The sequence below is a fragment of the Halomonas colorata genome (assembly GCF_014897985.1).
GTDB lineage: Bacteria > Pseudomonadota > Gammaproteobacteria > Pseudomonadales > Halomonadaceae > Vreelandella > Vreelandella colorata.
Window position 1 is genome coordinate 56,807 of sequence record NZ_JABUZA010000022.1, and the last position, 15,276, is coordinate 72,082.

Genomic DNA, 15,276 nt, shown 5'->3' on the forward strand with positions numbered 1-15,276 from the left:
AAACAGGGCCGTCCCTCAAGAGGGCGGCCCTGCACATTACTCAAGCAGCGTACGCTTAGAAACAGCGGTATTAATCTGTCAATTTAACCAGCATCTTGCCTGTATTGCCGCCTTGGAACAGTTCCAGAAACGCATCGGGTGTCTGTTCCAGACCCTCTTTAACCGTCTCTTTATAATCGATATCGCCTGCGGCTACCTGCGGTGCCACTTCTTTAAGAAACTCGGGGTAATGCTCCCAGTGATCTGCCACGATGAACCCTTGCATCCTGGCTTTACGCACAACCATCTGCGACAGATTGCTGGGCCCCGGCGTGGGTTTTTCAGCATTATAGGTATCGATCATGCCGCACACGGCAATGCGAGCGCCTTCATTTAGCTGGCTTAACGCCGCTTCCAGGCAAATGCCGCCGACATTTTCGTAATACACATCGATGCCTTCCGGGCTTGCAAGCTGTATAGCGTCGCTGAGCTCTTGGGCGCCCCGATCCTTATAGGTAACCGGCTCCACGCCCAGCGATTCAAGCCAGGCGAGCTTATGTGCGGCGCCGGCAATGCCCACTACATGACAACCTTTAGCCTTGGCCAGTTGAACTACCAATGAGCCAACGGCACCGCTTGCCGCACTTACCAGAACGTTGTCACCGGGGCGGCATTCGGCAATAAGATTAAGGCCGGTCCAGGCCGTCATGCCCGGCATGCCCAGCACTCCAAGGTACGCTTGCTCGGGCACCTTGGCATCAGGCAGTGGATAAACGCCTGCCGAAGAAATCTGTGCAATATCGCGCCAGCCGCCCATGTGGCTCACGATGTCGCCCTCTTTCAGGCGCTCATCGTTTGAGGCGATCACTTCACCAATCGCACCGCCTTCCATGGGCTGGCCAAGACGAAAGGGCGCAACGTATGTGTGCTGACCGCTCATGCGGCCGCGCATGTAGGGATCCACGGAAAGCCAGCGGTTGCGAATGCGCACTTCGCCCGGATTGAGCTCAGGGAGTTCCTGGGTTTTTAGAGTAAACAGCTCGCGCTCGGGCAGGCCGTTGGGATAGTCGGTAAGCGTAAAATAACGCGATTGCATGGGTGCCTCCTGCAAAGCCATGTCGGATCAATGTACTTGCAGCATAGAGATCATTAACCTGCTTGCAAGTTCGTTATTTTTTTACAGTGTCGTTTTTTTTGGCAAAAAAATAGGGCGCTCTGTTGAGAGCGCCCTATACGATATTACGAACAGCGTGACTAGAATTGCGTTGAGCGGCTAAGGGGTACCACACACTTACGGGTATGTTATCCGTTAATCCAGCAACGTGACCATAACAGGGGCCGTACCACGGCGCAGCATACCTAATGCACGGGCTGCCCGCTTTGAGAGATCAATAATGCGTCCTTGAACAAACGGACCGCGATCATTGATCAGTACCTCTACTTCTTGCCCGGTATCAGGGCGGGTCACCAGCACTTTCGATCCAAACGGCAGGCTTGGGTGAGCGGCCGTTAGTGCCTGCTGGTCAAAGGCTTCTCCGCTGGCAGTGAGAGCGCCTTGAAAGCGGTCACTGTAGTAGGAGGCAACGCCTTCTTGTCCATCTATATCGTTTGCGAACGCGCTATTTGCTGTAATAGCTAAAAGCAATACAGCTAAACAACTCGTTCGGAGTAGTCGTGTAGGGGCTCCCATTGGAGTACCTCAGTTATTCGTGTCGAGAGTCTCGCAAGTTTCAATGAGGTGCCGGATCGGCGAAGCGATGGTAACGCGCCTGGATAAGCTCGGCAAGCTTTAAGACGTTCGACGCAATTGGCCCCAAAATTACGTTTTTTCTGCTGCTTGCGTTATGCCCTTTTATTTCAGCGGTTTAAAGAGATAGGTCAAAATATAAGTAAAGTTGTTTTGGTACATTAAAATGATATCGCTCATTGAGCATTTTACTTACCATTGCATATGGTTAAGTACTGAGAAACAACCCACTGTTTTATCTTTTATCAAGGGCGCACTAATGGCTAAATCCTCTCCTTTTGCATTAATAGTGGTTGCGGCAGGCGGTGCTGTTGTCGGCTTTTTAGTCGCCCAGAGCCTGCCTTCTGAAACGTTTGCATCTGACCCCGTATCGGCATCAGAAACGGCTGAGCAAAGCGCAACGCCTAGCGCATTAGCAGAGCTTGAAAGCGTGACGCTGGGCGAACGCATGGCAGGAGAAATTACTTCCAGCGACATGCTTAACGGTAACGATGGCAGCCGCTATGACCGTTACGCAATCAGCCTGGAAGAGGGAGATCTGGTCGAATTTAGCCTGCGTGGCGCCTTGAACGGTGTGGTCGCGCTTTATGATGATCAATTGCAGTTGCTCAGCAACGCGCCCACCGCCCGCCATCGTATTGAAGAAAGTGGCGATTATATGGTGGTGGTCAGCGGTGCTGATGGAAGCAGCTACGGGCCTTATACGCTCAATAGCCGAGTAATTGAGCTAAGTGGCGATAATGCTCTGAGCGTTGATGCTCCCTTGGACAGCTGGCTGGATGGCTCGTCGAGCGAATTTACCCTGACCATCGAAGAAGCGGGTATGTATCAGGTCGAAATGCGTTCTGATGAGTTTGACGCCTATCTGGTGCTCGAAGGTCCTAATGGCTATCGGCGTGAAGATGATGATAGCGCCGGGAATCTAGATGCCCGCATCTCTGACTTTCTGGCCCCCGGCGATTACACGCTGACTGCCAGCGCCCCTTATGGTGAAAGTGCGGGCCTTTTCACATTGTCGGCTGAACCGCGTGAACTGCCAGGCGATGGCGAGCTGCGTAACGATGGCACGATTGCGCCTAGCGACTCGTTAAACGGCTGGTTTAGTGGCCAAGAGCTTACCTATCAGGTAGAGGTGGAGGAAGCGGGCATGTACCAGATTGATATGGCCTCTGACGATATCGATGCCTATCTGGTGCTTGAAGGCCCTAACGGCTATTACCGTGAAGACGATGACAGTGGCGGTAACCTGGATGCACGCATTGCCGACTTTCTTGAGCCGGGCACCTATCAGTTAACCGCACGCACTGCGTACGGCAACGATAGCGGGCTGTTTAGCGTTACCATGGAGCCACGCGAGCTGCCGGAAGGCGTTGAGCTGCGTAACGACGGTGCGCTAACGCCGGATGAAACGTTAAGCGGCTGGTTTAACGGTGAATCGCTGACCTATCAGCTTGAGCTTGATGAAAGTTCATTGGTAACGGTGGATATGCGCTCCAGTGATTTTGATGCTTACCTGGAGCTTGAAGGCGAAGGCGTAGCTTACAGCGACGACGATGGTGGCACCGGCACCGATGCACGCCTGCAGCAACAGCTGCTACCGGGCATGTATACGATCATCGCACGTGGCTTCAGCGGTATGGACAGCGGGCTTTTTGAGCTGGAAGTAAGCGCTGAGCCAACACAAATGCAGCCTAGTATGTAATTCGTTATAGCTTGAGATGATAACGCCCTTGTCCACTATGTGGGCAAGGGCGTTTACGTTTGGCTAGTCTCAATCTTAACTTGCGGCAAGAGTCGTAGAACAGGGAGGTAAGGCATGTCAGGTTGGAAAATAAGTGTATTCCCCATCACCGCATTGCTGTTAAGCGGTTGTCAGTCGGCTGAGACCGATATGAGTAATACCAGTCCCTTGGTATATCAGCCGTTGGAAAAGCAGTACGTTTCACCCGAGTGCCAGGGCGAGCACTGCTCAACGGTGCAGATATCAGCGTTAACATTTCCAGATGCCCCGACGCTGACGGATGAGTTGCAAACGCGCTTACTGACGCTTGCCATGGGCATTACGGATGGGGCCGAAACGCCAGCACAGGACTGGGATAGCTACGCCCAGGATTTCTTTGTGCGTGCTGACGAGGATCGAGACGTACTGCCGCAATTTATGGCCAGTGACGCGCAGCTGGAGGCTAGTATTTACGCCCAGCACGATGATCTTTTAGTGCTTGAGCTCACAAGCTACGTCTACCACGCCGGGCAAGCGCACGGTCTGCCGTCTACGGTGTTTATGGTCATTGATGAGCGCCAGCAGAGCGTTGTTAGCTTGAATGACATGTTGATAAGCGGTCAGCAGGAGGCGTTTCAAGAAGCATTGGCCCAGGCCCACAAGCGGTGGATGGCCGAGCTGGATTATGACGATCAATATGCCAAAAGCTGGCCACTAGGCGAAAACCATAATGCGGCGCCGCTGGAAGACAGCTGGGTGATCAAATACAACGTCTACGAAATTGCTCCCTACGCCGTCGGCCAGCCAGAACTCACGATACCCTTGGAGGCTTTACAAGGCGTGGCTAAGCCTCGCTATTTAGGCCCGTGAATTTACGCTAAATTCTTGTCCGCTGTCCTGATGCCGTCGACATTGTTATTGAGGTAGACCTTGATGAGCCGGCAGAAGAAAGCCAGGGCCACCCTCTAGAATATCGCTGGTGGTCCCTGGCTGATTTGCACAACGCTACTGACAATGCGTTTACACCGAGCTGGCTGCCTGAATTGTTGGCCAGCGTGCAGGTGAGCGAACCGCCGTTGTCGCCTTCTTTATCGGCCAGCGTTTAAGCAGCCAATAACCACCAGCAGGGCGGCGGTGGGTAAGCGCCAGTCGAGTACGCTTACGCCAGCGAGCACCAGCAAGAAACCCGCTAAAATGGGTACGCCATAAGCAAGGCTGCCCACTAAACTTGCATGTCCCCAACGCAGGGCTTTATCCCAAGCCACCATGGCTACTCCATACGGGCCCAAACCCAGTGCCACGCCAGCAAGCAGCGCTTCACTGCTGGGCAGAACAAGCTGACCTTCCATCCCGATGCTGGCAATAGTGGCGATTGCGCAGGCAATCAATAGCATGCGGGGTAGAAGAGGGGTAATCGAAACCGGGGCGGCCTGGCTTAACCATGAATAGAGTGCCCAGCAGCAAGCTGCCAGCAGGGCAAGCCCGTACCCTAACGTCGCGCCGCCCAAGCCATTACTGATCGCCTGCGGTATCAGCAGAATAGCCGCGCCTGAAAAGGCAATTAAAGCCCCGATAATACCTGCCAGGCGTATCCGGCCAAAGCGGCTCCACTGGCTTAACAGCACGAACAATACCGGCCAAGTGTAGGTAATAAGTGCAGCCTCGGCCGCCGGGGCAAGGCGCATGCCGATAAAGTAAGTGCTGACCGCGCCGAGTATCAACAGCGGAATACCGACCCAGATGCCCAGCTGCCAGTTCAAGCTGCAGCTTGTTACATTAACGCGGCGACTTAACGGCAGGGTGGCAAAGGCTCCCGCTAGCAGCGTTAACGCTGTTAGCTGAAGCGGAGAAGAGGTATGGGCACGTTCGGCAAGTAGTGGCGCCACGCTCCATAGGATGACGGCCACCAACGCGGCGCCAACACTATACCAACGAGGAAACACAATAGGGGAGTGAGTACGTTGCATGAGCGGTCTCCTTGCCTAGAACATGTGCAAAGCAGCATACTCGTCAATAACACATCACAATATCGATCTTTTGTGATTAATTTAATCAAGAATGGTGATATATGCGTGCGCCAACGTTAGATCTCACCCTGCTGCGTACGCTAGTGGCGATTGCCGATACTGGTAGCGTCACGGCGGCTGCCAAACGGCTGGATTACACCCAGTCCACCGTGAGCATGCAGCTTCAGCGGCTGGAGGCTCAGTTGGCGCTCAGCCTGCATGAACGTGAAGGACGGCGTATCCGCTTTACCCCTGACGGTGAGCGGCTGCTTACCCACGCGCGTCGCCTATTGGCGCTTAACGACGAAGCGTGGGGCGATATGCAGGCCCAGCAGGTGACCGGAGATTTGACCCTGGGCATTCCGGAAGACTACGCCTCGCTGTTGCCATCGGTGTTTGCTTACTTTCATCAGCTTTATCCGGCCGTCGGGTTAAAGGTAATCTGCGGAACAAGCGCGCACTTGGTCGAGCAGGTTAAAGCCGCCGAGCTTGATTTAGCCTTGGTAACACGCCAGCGCAACTCGCCGGGCGGTGATGTTATCCGCCGCGAGCCGTTGGTCTGGGCGGTGGGGGTTAACCAGCAGCCGCTACTCAGCGACCCGATACCGTTGGCCCTTTATTCGCCCGGCGCCGACGTATTTAGAGAAGTCGCCGAGCAGGCTCTGCATGGCGCGGGACGTAATTGGCGGGTGGCTTATACCAGTCAGTCCATGGCGGGGTTGGCGCCTATCGTCATTGCCGGGCTTGCCGTGGTAGTGGTAACGCGCAGTATGTTGACGCCTTCACTACGCCCGTTGGATGAAAGTAGCGGCTTGCCAGCCTTGCCCATGATTGAGTTGGCACTGCACCGTGCGCCCCACCGGCCATCAGAGCCGGCCCGGCGTTTAGGTGAGTTGATCCGTGAACAGTTAGCTGCCCCTAGTGAGGCGCTATAAGATCAAGCGCCAAGCGTTGAATGATTAATCGACTTAATATAGCTAGACTAAACGCCATATAACGTTGCTGCTAGGAGTGCTCAATGCACGAGCTGGATCACTACATTTATCCACACCGGGTACTGCATTGGCTGGTGGCGGGCGCCGTACTGCTTGCCTTGGCCAGTGGTTTAACCATCGGAACGGTCGGCTATGAACGTACGGTGACGCTGGTGGGCAATACGCTTACTAACCTGCTCTATACCAGCCATAAAACCTTGGGTTTAACGATTTTACTGCTGATGACCCTGCGCATTATTACCCGCTTGGCGTTTGTGGTGCCTGATCATGATCCGCCCTTGAATGCGTTTGAGCGCATTGTCAGCACTAGCGTGCATCATCTGCTTTATTTGGCGCTGGTTATTATGCCGCTGCTGGGTTGGGTCGCGACTGCCAGCGGTGGGTACCCGGTTGAGTTTTTTCACTGGCATCTGCCCGCTCTAATTAGCGAGCGCCCAGCGCTTTCTGACCAACTCTATATATGGCATGGGCGTCTTGGCTGGGCCATTTTGGTATTGATCGTGCTGCACGTGACGGGTGCGTTATTTCACTGGCGAAGAAAGCACGATAACGTCACCAAACGTATGAGCCTATTCGACTAGGTTTTAAATGACTAGGTTTTAAGTGACTAGTTTTAAGCGACTAGGTTTCAAGCCCAAACCCTCGCAGGGAGCGATGATATATGGGCCTGCAGATTGCCTTCATTATCGGTTTGGCTGCCGTACATATCTTCGCCAGCAGGCTACGTAAGCTAAGCGCTGTGCCCCGCAGCGCCTGGCTTTCGTTAGCGGGTGGCGTTTCTGTTGCCTATGTCTTTATCCATATCTTTCCTGCTCTAAGCGATGCCCACGAAACCATTAACGCCCATGGCCTGCTGGCGGTGCTGGAGCATAACGCCTATATCGTGGCGTTAATTGGTTTGGCGGTGTTTTATGGGCTTGAGCAAGTCGCCACCAAGTACTCCCATAAAGGCCAGCAGGAGAACCCGGTTAATTTTCAAAAGCTGAAAGGCGTTTTTTGGATACATATTGGCTCTTTCTCGCTTTATAACGCGCTGATCGGCTACCTGTTGGTTTATCGCAATAATGAACTTCCCGCCATCATCTTCTTCTTTTTGGCAATGAGCGCGCACTTTTTGGTCAACGACCAGGGGCTGGTGCGTCATCATCGGGATATCTACTTGAGCAAGGGCCGCTGGGTGCTGGCCGCGGCGGTTATCGTCGGTTGGCTGATAGGGTTAAGCGTGGATGTGAGCGAACCCATTATCAGCCTGCTTTATGCGTTTGTGGCCGGTGGGATCGTGCTCAACGTTTTGAAAGAGGAGCTGCCTGAAGATCGCCACAGCCGCTTCTGGCCCTTTGCGTTAGGTGCACTTAGCTGTACTGTTTTGCTGTCATTTTCCTAGAACCATACGGCTATTTCGCAGATGCTCATCTAATGCATTATTAAGCTACCGTCCGATAGCTGTGTCTGGACTGCCTCATTTGTAAATGAAAATCACTTTGCGCATTGACTTGACGGAGTAGTACGTCAAACTCTTCCGCTCATATTCCCGTCAGGAAGCGCTAATGGAGTTGCTGCAGGTTGTCTTTCGTCACTACCGCTGGCCGTTTTTAGGTGCCATTGGTTTAAGCCTTTTGAGCGCGGGCCTGGGGGTCGGCGTTATTGCCTTTATTAATCAACGCCTAATAGAGGTAGGCAGCCCCATGTCAGCGCTACCTCAGTTTTTGGGGTTGTTGGCGGTGCTACTGGTGGTGACTCTGGCTACCCAATTAGCCCTTACCTTGCTGGGCCACCATTTTGTTTATGATCTTCGCTCAAGGCTTGTCAAACGCATTCTGGATACGGATATCGAGCGCCTTGAACAGCTGGGTAATGCCACGCTGCTGGCGAGTCTTTCAAGCGATGTGCGTAATATCACCATTGGGTTTGTGCGCCTGCCCGAGCTCGTCCAGGGCGTGGTGTTAACCCTTGCCTCGGTTGCGTATTTGGCGTGGCTCTCACCGGAAATGGTGGTGATTACCATTGTATGGATTGCATTCACCATGGGGGTGGGCTGGGTGCTGGTATCCAAGGTATATCGGCATTTTAATCTTGTACGGGCAACCGAAGATCGCCTTTATAAAGACTACCAATCGGCAATTGAAGGGCGCAAAGAGCTGGCGTTAAACCGCGACCGGGCAAAGCGTTTTTTTGATGACAGCTACACTGCTAATGCCCGGGATTACCGCTACCATATTATTCGTGCCGATACGTACCACCTGAGCGCCGGTAACTGGTCCAACATCATGATGTTGGGGGCCATTGGTGTGGTCTTCTTTATGGCTAATGGGCTTGGCTGGGCAACACCAGCCGTGGCGGCCACGTTTGCATTAACCCTGCTGTTTTTACGCACGCCGCTTATTCAGGCGGTAGGTGCCTGGCCGACTCTGATTAGCGCCCAGGTGGCGTTTGATAAGCTGGCAAGCCTGAAGCTTGCCGACTATCAGCCGGGTTTTGAGGTCGATGATGCCTTTGCATCCTGGCAGCGTCTGGAACTTGTCGATGTGACCTACCACTACCCCTCTGGTGAGCAGGGCGAGGGGTTTCATGTCGGGCCGGTCAATTTAACCCTGGCGCGTGGCGAACAGGTCTTTCTGATTGGCGGCAACGGAAGTGGTAAATCTACCTTTGCGCGGCTGTTAACCGGACTGTACCGTCCGCAAAGCGGGCAGATCAAGGTCGATGGGCAAGTGCTTACGTCTGCGCAGTGGCATGCCTTTCGGGCGCGATTTGCCAGTGTATTTACCGATTTCCATCAGTTTGATCTGGCCATGAAAGCCGGCGGTGAAAAAGCCGATCCGATACTTATCGATACGTGGTTAAAGCGTCTGCAGATGCAGCAAAAGCTGCAGTGGGAGGGCGATAGAGTAATCAATACCCAGCTTTCCCAGGGCCAGCGCAAACGCCTGGCACTTCTGTTGGCTATCGCCGAGGAACGGGACATTCTATTGCTGGATGAGTGGGCCGCCGACCAGGATCCGCAGTTCAGGCGGCTATTTTATCGCGAACTGCTGCCCCATCTGCGTGATATGGGTAAAACGGTGTTTGCGATTAGCCACGATGACAGCTACTTCGTTCACGCAGATCGTTTGCTGGAAATGTCTCAAGGGCAGCTACGCGAGCTAACCGGCGAGCAGCGTGATGTGGCGAGCCAGGATGCCGTCGCCCAGATCAATCATTAAACCGTATTAGTTTACGTTGACCGCTTGCGAGCCACGCGGTCACAGCCTTCCAGCGGACAGTTACTGCAGACGCTGAACTCATCCAGCAAGTAGCGCAGGCAGCAAAGCTTGCGCACTTGCTTCACTTCATCACTGCCTTTGGGTGTAAACGTGCGCACCGGCTGAAACAGGGGATTACGCTGCCCGTTAAGGTGGCGTGATTCCAGCAGGGCCCGTGCGGCACTGAGCGCCTCTTGATTGACCTCAGGATGCTCAGCCAGCGCATTCACGTAGAAATTCAGGTAGCCGCCAGCCGCCGGCATTGCTCCAAAACACCCGTGGGGCAGCACCAGATATGGCGGCCAGACGTTCAATAAGCGGTGCCCAGTGTTGATCAATCAATTTGGCAAAGCGCTTACCCGGGGCTTGCGTATCCAACGGCACGCCTTCATCAGGGAGCCAAAGCTGCTTTGTACATCCCTGTTCATTAACGATCACATGGACATTATCGAGCCCGACCGGTAAATCGCGGTTGAGGATAAGTTGTGCCGCAAGAGTAGGCACGGTTAGCGCAACAAAATGCCATTTCGACCACAGCGACGTGATCGCACGCTTATCGCCGCCTGGGTAGCGTGAGGCATAAAGCGAAATGTCTTGTTCTAACAATGCGGGGTTGCGCCAGCGAGCTGCCTTAATCGCGCCTGCGGGTATTTCTGTGCCAATCAGCGGGGGAGTGAAGGGAGCTAAAGGGCCCTTATAACAGTCGGCCAACGAGGGCAGGGCAGCTGCAGTCTGACGTAACGCAAAAGACATAACCGGACTCCAACACTGGGCGCTGGGAAGCATGAATGTGGGCAGTTTAAACGATAATGCATATCAATAAAATATCAGATCAACGCTGAATGCGTCTATATATCAAATGAAAATGAGTTTGTTTTGTTGTAGCCTTTGCATCGCTGCCCTGCTGTTACCCCCTATTGCTCTTAAAAATAAGGAACACTCATGTCGCTGCCTTCCCCCTCCTGGCGCTCTTTCACCTTTGTACTGCTGGGCGCTTTACCATTGCCTGGCGCTGTATGGGCGCAAGCGCCCAATAACGACGCCGCGCTTGAAACCGTAACCGTTATTGGCGAAGCAACGGCGCGTGGCGATACGCCGACTTCGGCGTTTGCCGGTGGTCAGGTGGCAGCTGGCGCGCGTATTGGCACCTGGGGGCAGCGCGCGGCCGCCGATATACCCTTCAATGTGATCGGCTTTACCGCAGATTTAATCGACAATCAGCAGGCAAAAACGCTGGCGGATGTGCTGATCAACGATGCCTCGGTACAAAGCGGTTTTGGTTATGGCAACTTCGCTGAAAAGTTTCAGATTCGTGGTTTTGAGCTTGATGGTGATGATATCTCTTATGGCGGCCTCTACGGCGTATTGCCGCGCCAAGTGGTTGCCACCAACCTTGCCGAGCGCGTGGAGCTGTTTAAAGGCGCCAATGCTTTTGCCAATGGCGTGTCGCCGAGCGGCTCTGGGGTGGGCGGGGCGATCAATATTGAGCCCAAACGCGCCGCAGATGAACCCCTCACCCAGCTGACTACCGCGGTGACCGACAGCGGCTATGTGGAAAGTGGCGTAGAGCTTGGGCGGCGTTTTGGTACCGAGAATCAGTTCGGCGTGCGTACCAGTATCGAGCGAGGCCGGGGGGACAGCGCAATTGATAATGAAGAGCAGCGTGCAACGTCGGCCGTTGTGGGGCTGGATTATCGCGGTGAGCGTGGTCGTGCTTCGCTGGATATTGGCCACCAGGCCCATACCATCCAAAGCGGTCGTTCGGTGGTTCACGTAGGCGCTGGTATGGACAGTGTTCCCAATGCCCCTTCGGCAAGTACCAACTATGCACCCCAATGGGCCAATACACAGCTTAAGACCAACTTTGCCATGCTGCGCGGTGAGTACGACATGACCGACAGCTGGACGGCCTATGCAGCATTGGGTGGCAGCAATACCCGGGAAAACGGAACCTATGGATCGCCCACCGTCAATGGCGCGGATGGTGCCGCCACTGTCGGCCAGATGAGCGTGCCGTATCGCGCTGAGGGTGTCGGCGGGCAGGCCGGTTTACGCGGGGCCTTCGATACGGGAGTCGTCAGCCACCAGCTGGATCTGGGCTATTCAAGCATCTATCGCACCACTCGGTCGGCCTATGCAATAGCCTCCTCATCCTTGACGAATATCTACCAACCAGCCGACGTGGCTTTCCGGGAGCCTGGGTCGATAGGGGGTGATTTGGATGACCCGAACTTGCGTAGCCGCACGCGCAACAGCGGCATATCGCTTTCCGATACCTTGGGCTTTCTGGATGATCGCCTGCTGTTGACCCTGGGAGCGCGCTATCAGGATATCGAGGTCACCAACTATAGCTATGAAGGTGAGTTCGACAACCGGTTCAGCGATACCCGCCTTTCGCCGGTATATGGCATCGTCGTGAAACCGACGGACTCCCTATCGCTCTATGCTAATCATATTGAAGCGCTACAGCCGGGTGATACGGCTCCCACCACGGCGGTGAATGCCGGGCAGAATATTGGTTTGATTGAAGCAGAGCAGAACGAAGTCGGCGCCAAACTCGATTTGGGCAACCTGGGCGGCAGTTTAAGTCTGTTTCAAATCGAGCAGCCCAATGCCTTTATTGACGCTGAAACCGGTGTTTACGCCTACTATGGCGAGCAGCGTAACCGTGGCGTGGAGCTAAGTGTTTACGGCGAGCCGATGGAGGGTTGGCGCCTGTTGAGCAGCGCGATGTGGATTAATCCTGAATTAACCCACACTACTGATGGTACAAACCAGGGCAACGACGCGGTGGGCGTGCCTAACTATCGCGTGGTTCTTGGCAGCGAGTGGGACATTCCACAAGCGCCGGGCTGGACGCTCAGTGGCCGAGCGGTACGGAACGGCAGCCAGTACCTGGACGCGGCCAATCAGTTGGAAGTCGATGCCTGGACTCGCTGGGATCTTGGCGTTCGCTACGCCATGCCGCTCAATACGAACACGCTAACCCTGCGCGCCAACATCGAAAACCTCACCGATGAAAACTACTGGGCCTCGGCAACCGGTGGTTACCTGACCCAGGGCGAGCCGCGTACGGTCAAGCTTTCCGCCGCACTGGACTTCTAAGCCAGGATTAATCGGCTAACAGCGCTTCGCTGAGCAAATCAGCGAAGCGCTTAGCAGATGGAAAACCACCAAAACTCCACACGGCAGGTAGCTGAATAACGCGCTGTTCTTGAACCGCAGGTAAATGCTGCCACAGTGCATTGCCAGAAAAATCATTATCCATGCCGGTAAGAAGCGGCTCGACCACCACCAGGGTGGCATCGGGATAGCTCAGCAGTTCCTCTAACGCCACGGTCGAAAAGCCCCACTGGTTGGTGGGTTGCTGCCAAGCGCTGGCCAGCCCCAAGCGCTCCAGCACTGCCTCAAACAGGCTGTTTTTACCAAATACGCGTAGATGTCGGGCATCGATAAACTGTACGACGAGTAGCGGAGGCTGCCCCTGTAACTGGCTTTTTCGATGCTCCAGGTAGGTTTCGACAGCGTCGATCAGGGAGACTGCTGCTGAATCATCGCCGTTTAATGCGGCTAATGTGTGGGTGGTGCGTGTCAGGCGCTGCCAGAGAGAGTCGCCGCGTTGGTAGGTGGCCAGCCCGGTTACCGGAGCAATGGAATTTAGCTGATCGCTCAAGCGCATAAACAGCGGTGAAAGCAGCACATGGTCGGGCGCTTGTTGCGCCATCAGCTCACGATTGGGCTGGCCGCGAAGGCCGATATCCAGAACGTTGGTGGGTAGCTGGTCGGCACCCACCCAACGCTTGTACTGAGGAATTTCCGCAAGCCCAATAGGCGGGTTGCCAAGCGCAATCAGCGTTTCGGCAATGGTCCAATCCAGCGTCACGATATTGGTTGAGGCCGCCACTTGAAGGGAGGTAAGCGCGCTGACGCAGGCCAGCGCTAACTGGCCGTAACGCAGGCGGCGCATCATTGGGCAACGGCGATGTTGTGCTCTCCATTGGGATGTTTCATTACCTGCATGGGCAGCCCGTAAATAGCTTCCAGAGTGCTATCAAGCATCATGTCATTTGGGGTGCCGTGGGCTAGCAGGCGACCACTGTGCAGCGCCATTAATTCATCGCAGTAGCGTGAAGCCATATTGATATCGTGCAGTACGATAATGACGCCCAAATTCAGTTCATCGCATAGCTTGCGGATCAGTGCCAGCACTTCTATTTGATGAGCGATATCCAGCGCAGCAAGGGGTTCATCAAGCAGCAGGAACCGGCTGCCCTGAGCAAGTAGCATCGCCAGCCATACCCGTTGGCGTTCCCCCCCCGAGAGCGTATCCACTAAGCGGTCTGCGAACGCCTCGGTGTGGGTGAGGGCGATGGCGCGCTCCACGGCGTCTTTATCCTTTTGCGTATGACGGCCCAAAAGCCCATGCCACGGGTAGCGACCAAACCCTACCAGCTCACGCCCGGTCAAGCTTTCGGCGCTGGGTAAATGCTGGGGAAGGTAGGCGACTTGGCGTGCAAATTCGCGGTTGCCCCACTCGCTCAGCGGGCGCTGGTCAAAGAGGATGTCGCCCTGAGTGTTAGGCTGTTGTTGAGCCATGAGCTTGATCAGCGTCGATTTTCCCGAGCCGTTATGGCCAATCAGACCGTAAACCTTGCCCTCGTGAAAGGTGTGCTCAATGGGATTGAGAATAGGCTTGCCATTGATTTCAAAGGTGGCGCCTTTGACCTCGAACATGAACGACTCCTGACAAAAGGATGAAGAGTAATGGCCCCATTCTAGTGCTAATGGTTCTCATTTTTAACAGTGAAGTGAAAAGATTTATTCGAAAGAGGGTAAACACCGCATCGAAGTGATTAGGCTAAGTTGAAGTGTTAGAGCGGAGATACAATTAACGCCTGAAGCACATACCTTTGGCATGCCGCCCTTAGATAAATCAGCAAGTATATCGTTATGAAAATTGGCTTAGCTCTCATTGGTTGACTTACTGCCCCTTAACGCAAATAATAATTATTGCTATTTATTCCGTAGTGTTAATTGAGGCAGGAGGCCAATCAGTGGATACCCAGACCTGGAGCGCTGAGTTAGAAGATATCTTCGTTAATCAGCGGCCCCGGCTCTGCTGTGTCGCTGCCAAGGTATTGGGTAATACTGATCAAGCCGATGATGTCGTGCAGGACGCTTATCTGAAAATTTCAGAAGCAACAACGCTTTTTGAAATTAAGCAACCCATATCCTATGTGTCACGTGTGGTACGCAATCTCGCCATTGATCGTTGCCGCCGCTCAGTATTTGAGTCAGCGCTGTTTGCAAAAGAAGAGGAGGGGGATAACGCCTCTTGTGCATCACATTCTCCAGAGGTGATCGCGATTGATCGCCAGGCTTTGGCCCTGGTGGTGGATGCGTTGGATGAGCTGCCTGAGCGTACGCGGTGCGCTTTTGAACTCTACCGGTCGGGTAGTCATACGCAGCGAGAAGTAGCCCATCTATTAGGTATTTCTACAACGTTAGTTAAGGAAGGTCTGAATAATTACCGATATTCGTCAACGCTCACTTGAGCTGATAAAAAATTGCAAATTTAGGCACTATT

At 54.1% G+C, this 15,276-nt stretch carries 15 protein-coding genes; 8 read left to right on the top strand and 7 right to left on the bottom strand.

Going from position 1 to position 15,276, the window contains the following annotated elements:
* Nucleotides 1-70 precede the first annotated feature (70 nt).
* Nucleotides 71-1,075: an NADP-dependent oxidoreductase gene (locus INT33_RS12170; protein ID WP_018917924.1), complete on the bottom strand. Its 1,005-nt coding sequence runs from the start codon at nt 1,073-1,075 to the stop codon at nt 71-73.
* Nucleotides 1,076-1,288: 213 nt separating this feature from the next.
* Nucleotides 1,289-1,669, bottom strand: coding sequence for a septal ring lytic transglycosylase RlpA family protein (locus tag INT33_RS12175; protein WP_192537542.1), 381 nt, complete (start codon nt 1,667-1,669; stop codon nt 1,289-1,291).
* Nucleotides 1,670-1,985: 316 nt separating this feature from the next.
* On the opposite strand from INT33_RS12175, the gene INT33_RS12180 reads away from it, so the two are divergent.
* A complete protein-coding gene (locus INT33_RS12180; protein WP_192537541.1) occupies nt 1,986-3,428 on the top strand; it encodes a hypothetical protein in 1,443 nt (480 codons plus the stop codon).
* A 114-nt stretch (nt 3,429-3,542) separates the two neighbouring features.
* Nucleotides 3,543-4,316, top strand: coding sequence for an RsiV family protein (locus INT33_RS12185; protein ID WP_192537540.1), 774 nt, complete (start codon nt 3,543-3,545; stop codon nt 4,314-4,316).
* 218 nt (nt 4,317-4,534) lie between these two features.
* Here the strand turns inward: INT33_RS12185 and INT33_RS12190 are convergent, their stop codons facing one another.
* Nucleotides 4,535-5,413 carry a DMT family transporter gene (locus tag INT33_RS12190; protein ID WP_192537539.1) on the bottom strand — a complete coding sequence of 293 codons (879 nt, stop codon included), beginning with the start codon at nt 5,411-5,413 and terminating at the stop codon, nt 4,535-4,537.
* 101 nt (nt 5,414-5,514) lie between these two features.
* On the opposite strand from INT33_RS12190, the gene INT33_RS12195 reads away from it, so the two are divergent.
* The 4 genes from INT33_RS12195 to INT33_RS12210 all read left to right on the top strand — a co-directional run bounded on the left by INT33_RS12195 (nt 5,515) and on the right by INT33_RS12210 (nt 9,650).
* Nucleotides 5,515-6,387 (top strand): LysR substrate-binding domain-containing protein, encoded by an 873-nt coding sequence (locus tag INT33_RS12195; RefSeq protein WP_192537538.1) that lies wholly within the window; start codon nt 5,515-5,517, stop codon nt 6,385-6,387.
* 83 nt (nt 6,388-6,470) lie between these two features.
* Nucleotides 6,471-7,028: a cytochrome b gene (locus INT33_RS12200; protein ID WP_192537537.1), complete on the top strand. Its 558-nt coding sequence runs from the start codon at nt 6,471-6,473 to the stop codon at nt 7,026-7,028.
* Between the two features lie 80 nt (nt 7,029-7,108).
* Nucleotides 7,109-7,831, top strand: coding sequence for a hypothetical protein (locus INT33_RS12205; RefSeq protein WP_192537536.1), 723 nt, complete (start codon nt 7,109-7,111; stop codon nt 7,829-7,831).
* A 163-nt stretch (nt 7,832-7,994) separates the two neighbouring features.
* Complete coding sequence (locus INT33_RS12210; protein ID WP_192537535.1) at nt 7,995-9,650, top strand: multidrug ABC transporter permease/ATP-binding protein; 1,656 nt, start codon at nt 7,995-7,997, stop codon at nt 9,648-9,650.
* 11 nt (nt 9,651-9,661) lie between these two features.
* Here the strand turns inward: INT33_RS12210 and INT33_RS21350 are convergent, their stop codons facing one another.
* Together INT33_RS21350 and fhuF are read right to left on the bottom strand one after the other, a co-directional pair.
* The gene (locus INT33_RS21350; RefSeq protein ID WP_287078388.1) at nt 9,662-9,919 is read right to left on the bottom strand and encodes a (2Fe-2S)-binding protein; all 258 of its coding nucleotides are present in this window, start codon (nt 9,917-9,919) and stop codon (nt 9,662-9,664) included.
* On the bottom strand, nt 9,903-10,442 hold the full coding sequence (gene fhuF / locus INT33_RS12215; protein ID WP_263974096.1) for a siderophore-iron reductase FhuF: 540 nt from the start codon (nt 10,440-10,442) through the stop codon (nt 9,903-9,905). Before fhuF ends, INT33_RS21350 begins: the two co-directional genes overlap by 17 nt.
* Nucleotides 10,443-10,631: 189 nt before the next feature.
* On the opposite strand from fhuF, the gene INT33_RS12220 reads away from it, so the two are divergent.
* The gene (locus tag INT33_RS12220) at nt 10,632-12,794 is read left to right on the top strand and encodes a TonB-dependent receptor (RefSeq protein ID WP_192537534.1); all 2,163 of its coding nucleotides are present in this window, start codon (nt 10,632-10,634) and stop codon (nt 12,792-12,794) included.
* Between the two features lie 7 nt (nt 12,795-12,801).
* Here INT33_RS12220 and INT33_RS12225 read toward each other — a convergent pair whose 3' ends face one another.
* Both INT33_RS12225 and INT33_RS12230 read right to left on the bottom strand, forming a co-directional pair.
* Nucleotides 12,802-13,659: an ABC transporter substrate-binding protein gene (locus INT33_RS12225; RefSeq protein ID WP_225736093.1), complete on the bottom strand. Its 858-nt coding sequence runs from the start codon at nt 13,657-13,659 to the stop codon at nt 12,802-12,804.
* Nucleotides 13,656-14,423: an ATP-binding cassette domain-containing protein gene (locus INT33_RS12230; RefSeq protein WP_192537533.1), complete on the bottom strand. Its 768-nt coding sequence runs from the start codon at nt 14,421-14,423 to the stop codon at nt 13,656-13,658. Before INT33_RS12230 ends, INT33_RS12225 begins: the two co-directional genes overlap by 4 nt.
* Before the next feature lie 320 nt (nt 14,424-14,743).
* Here INT33_RS12230 and INT33_RS12235 point away from each other — a divergent pair, with 320 nt between their 5' ends.
* On the top strand, nt 14,744-15,244 hold the full coding sequence (locus INT33_RS12235) for a sigma-70 family RNA polymerase sigma factor (RefSeq protein ID WP_318782745.1): 501 nt from the start codon (nt 14,744-14,746) through the stop codon (nt 15,242-15,244).
* Nucleotides 15,245-15,276 lie beyond the last annotated feature (32 nt).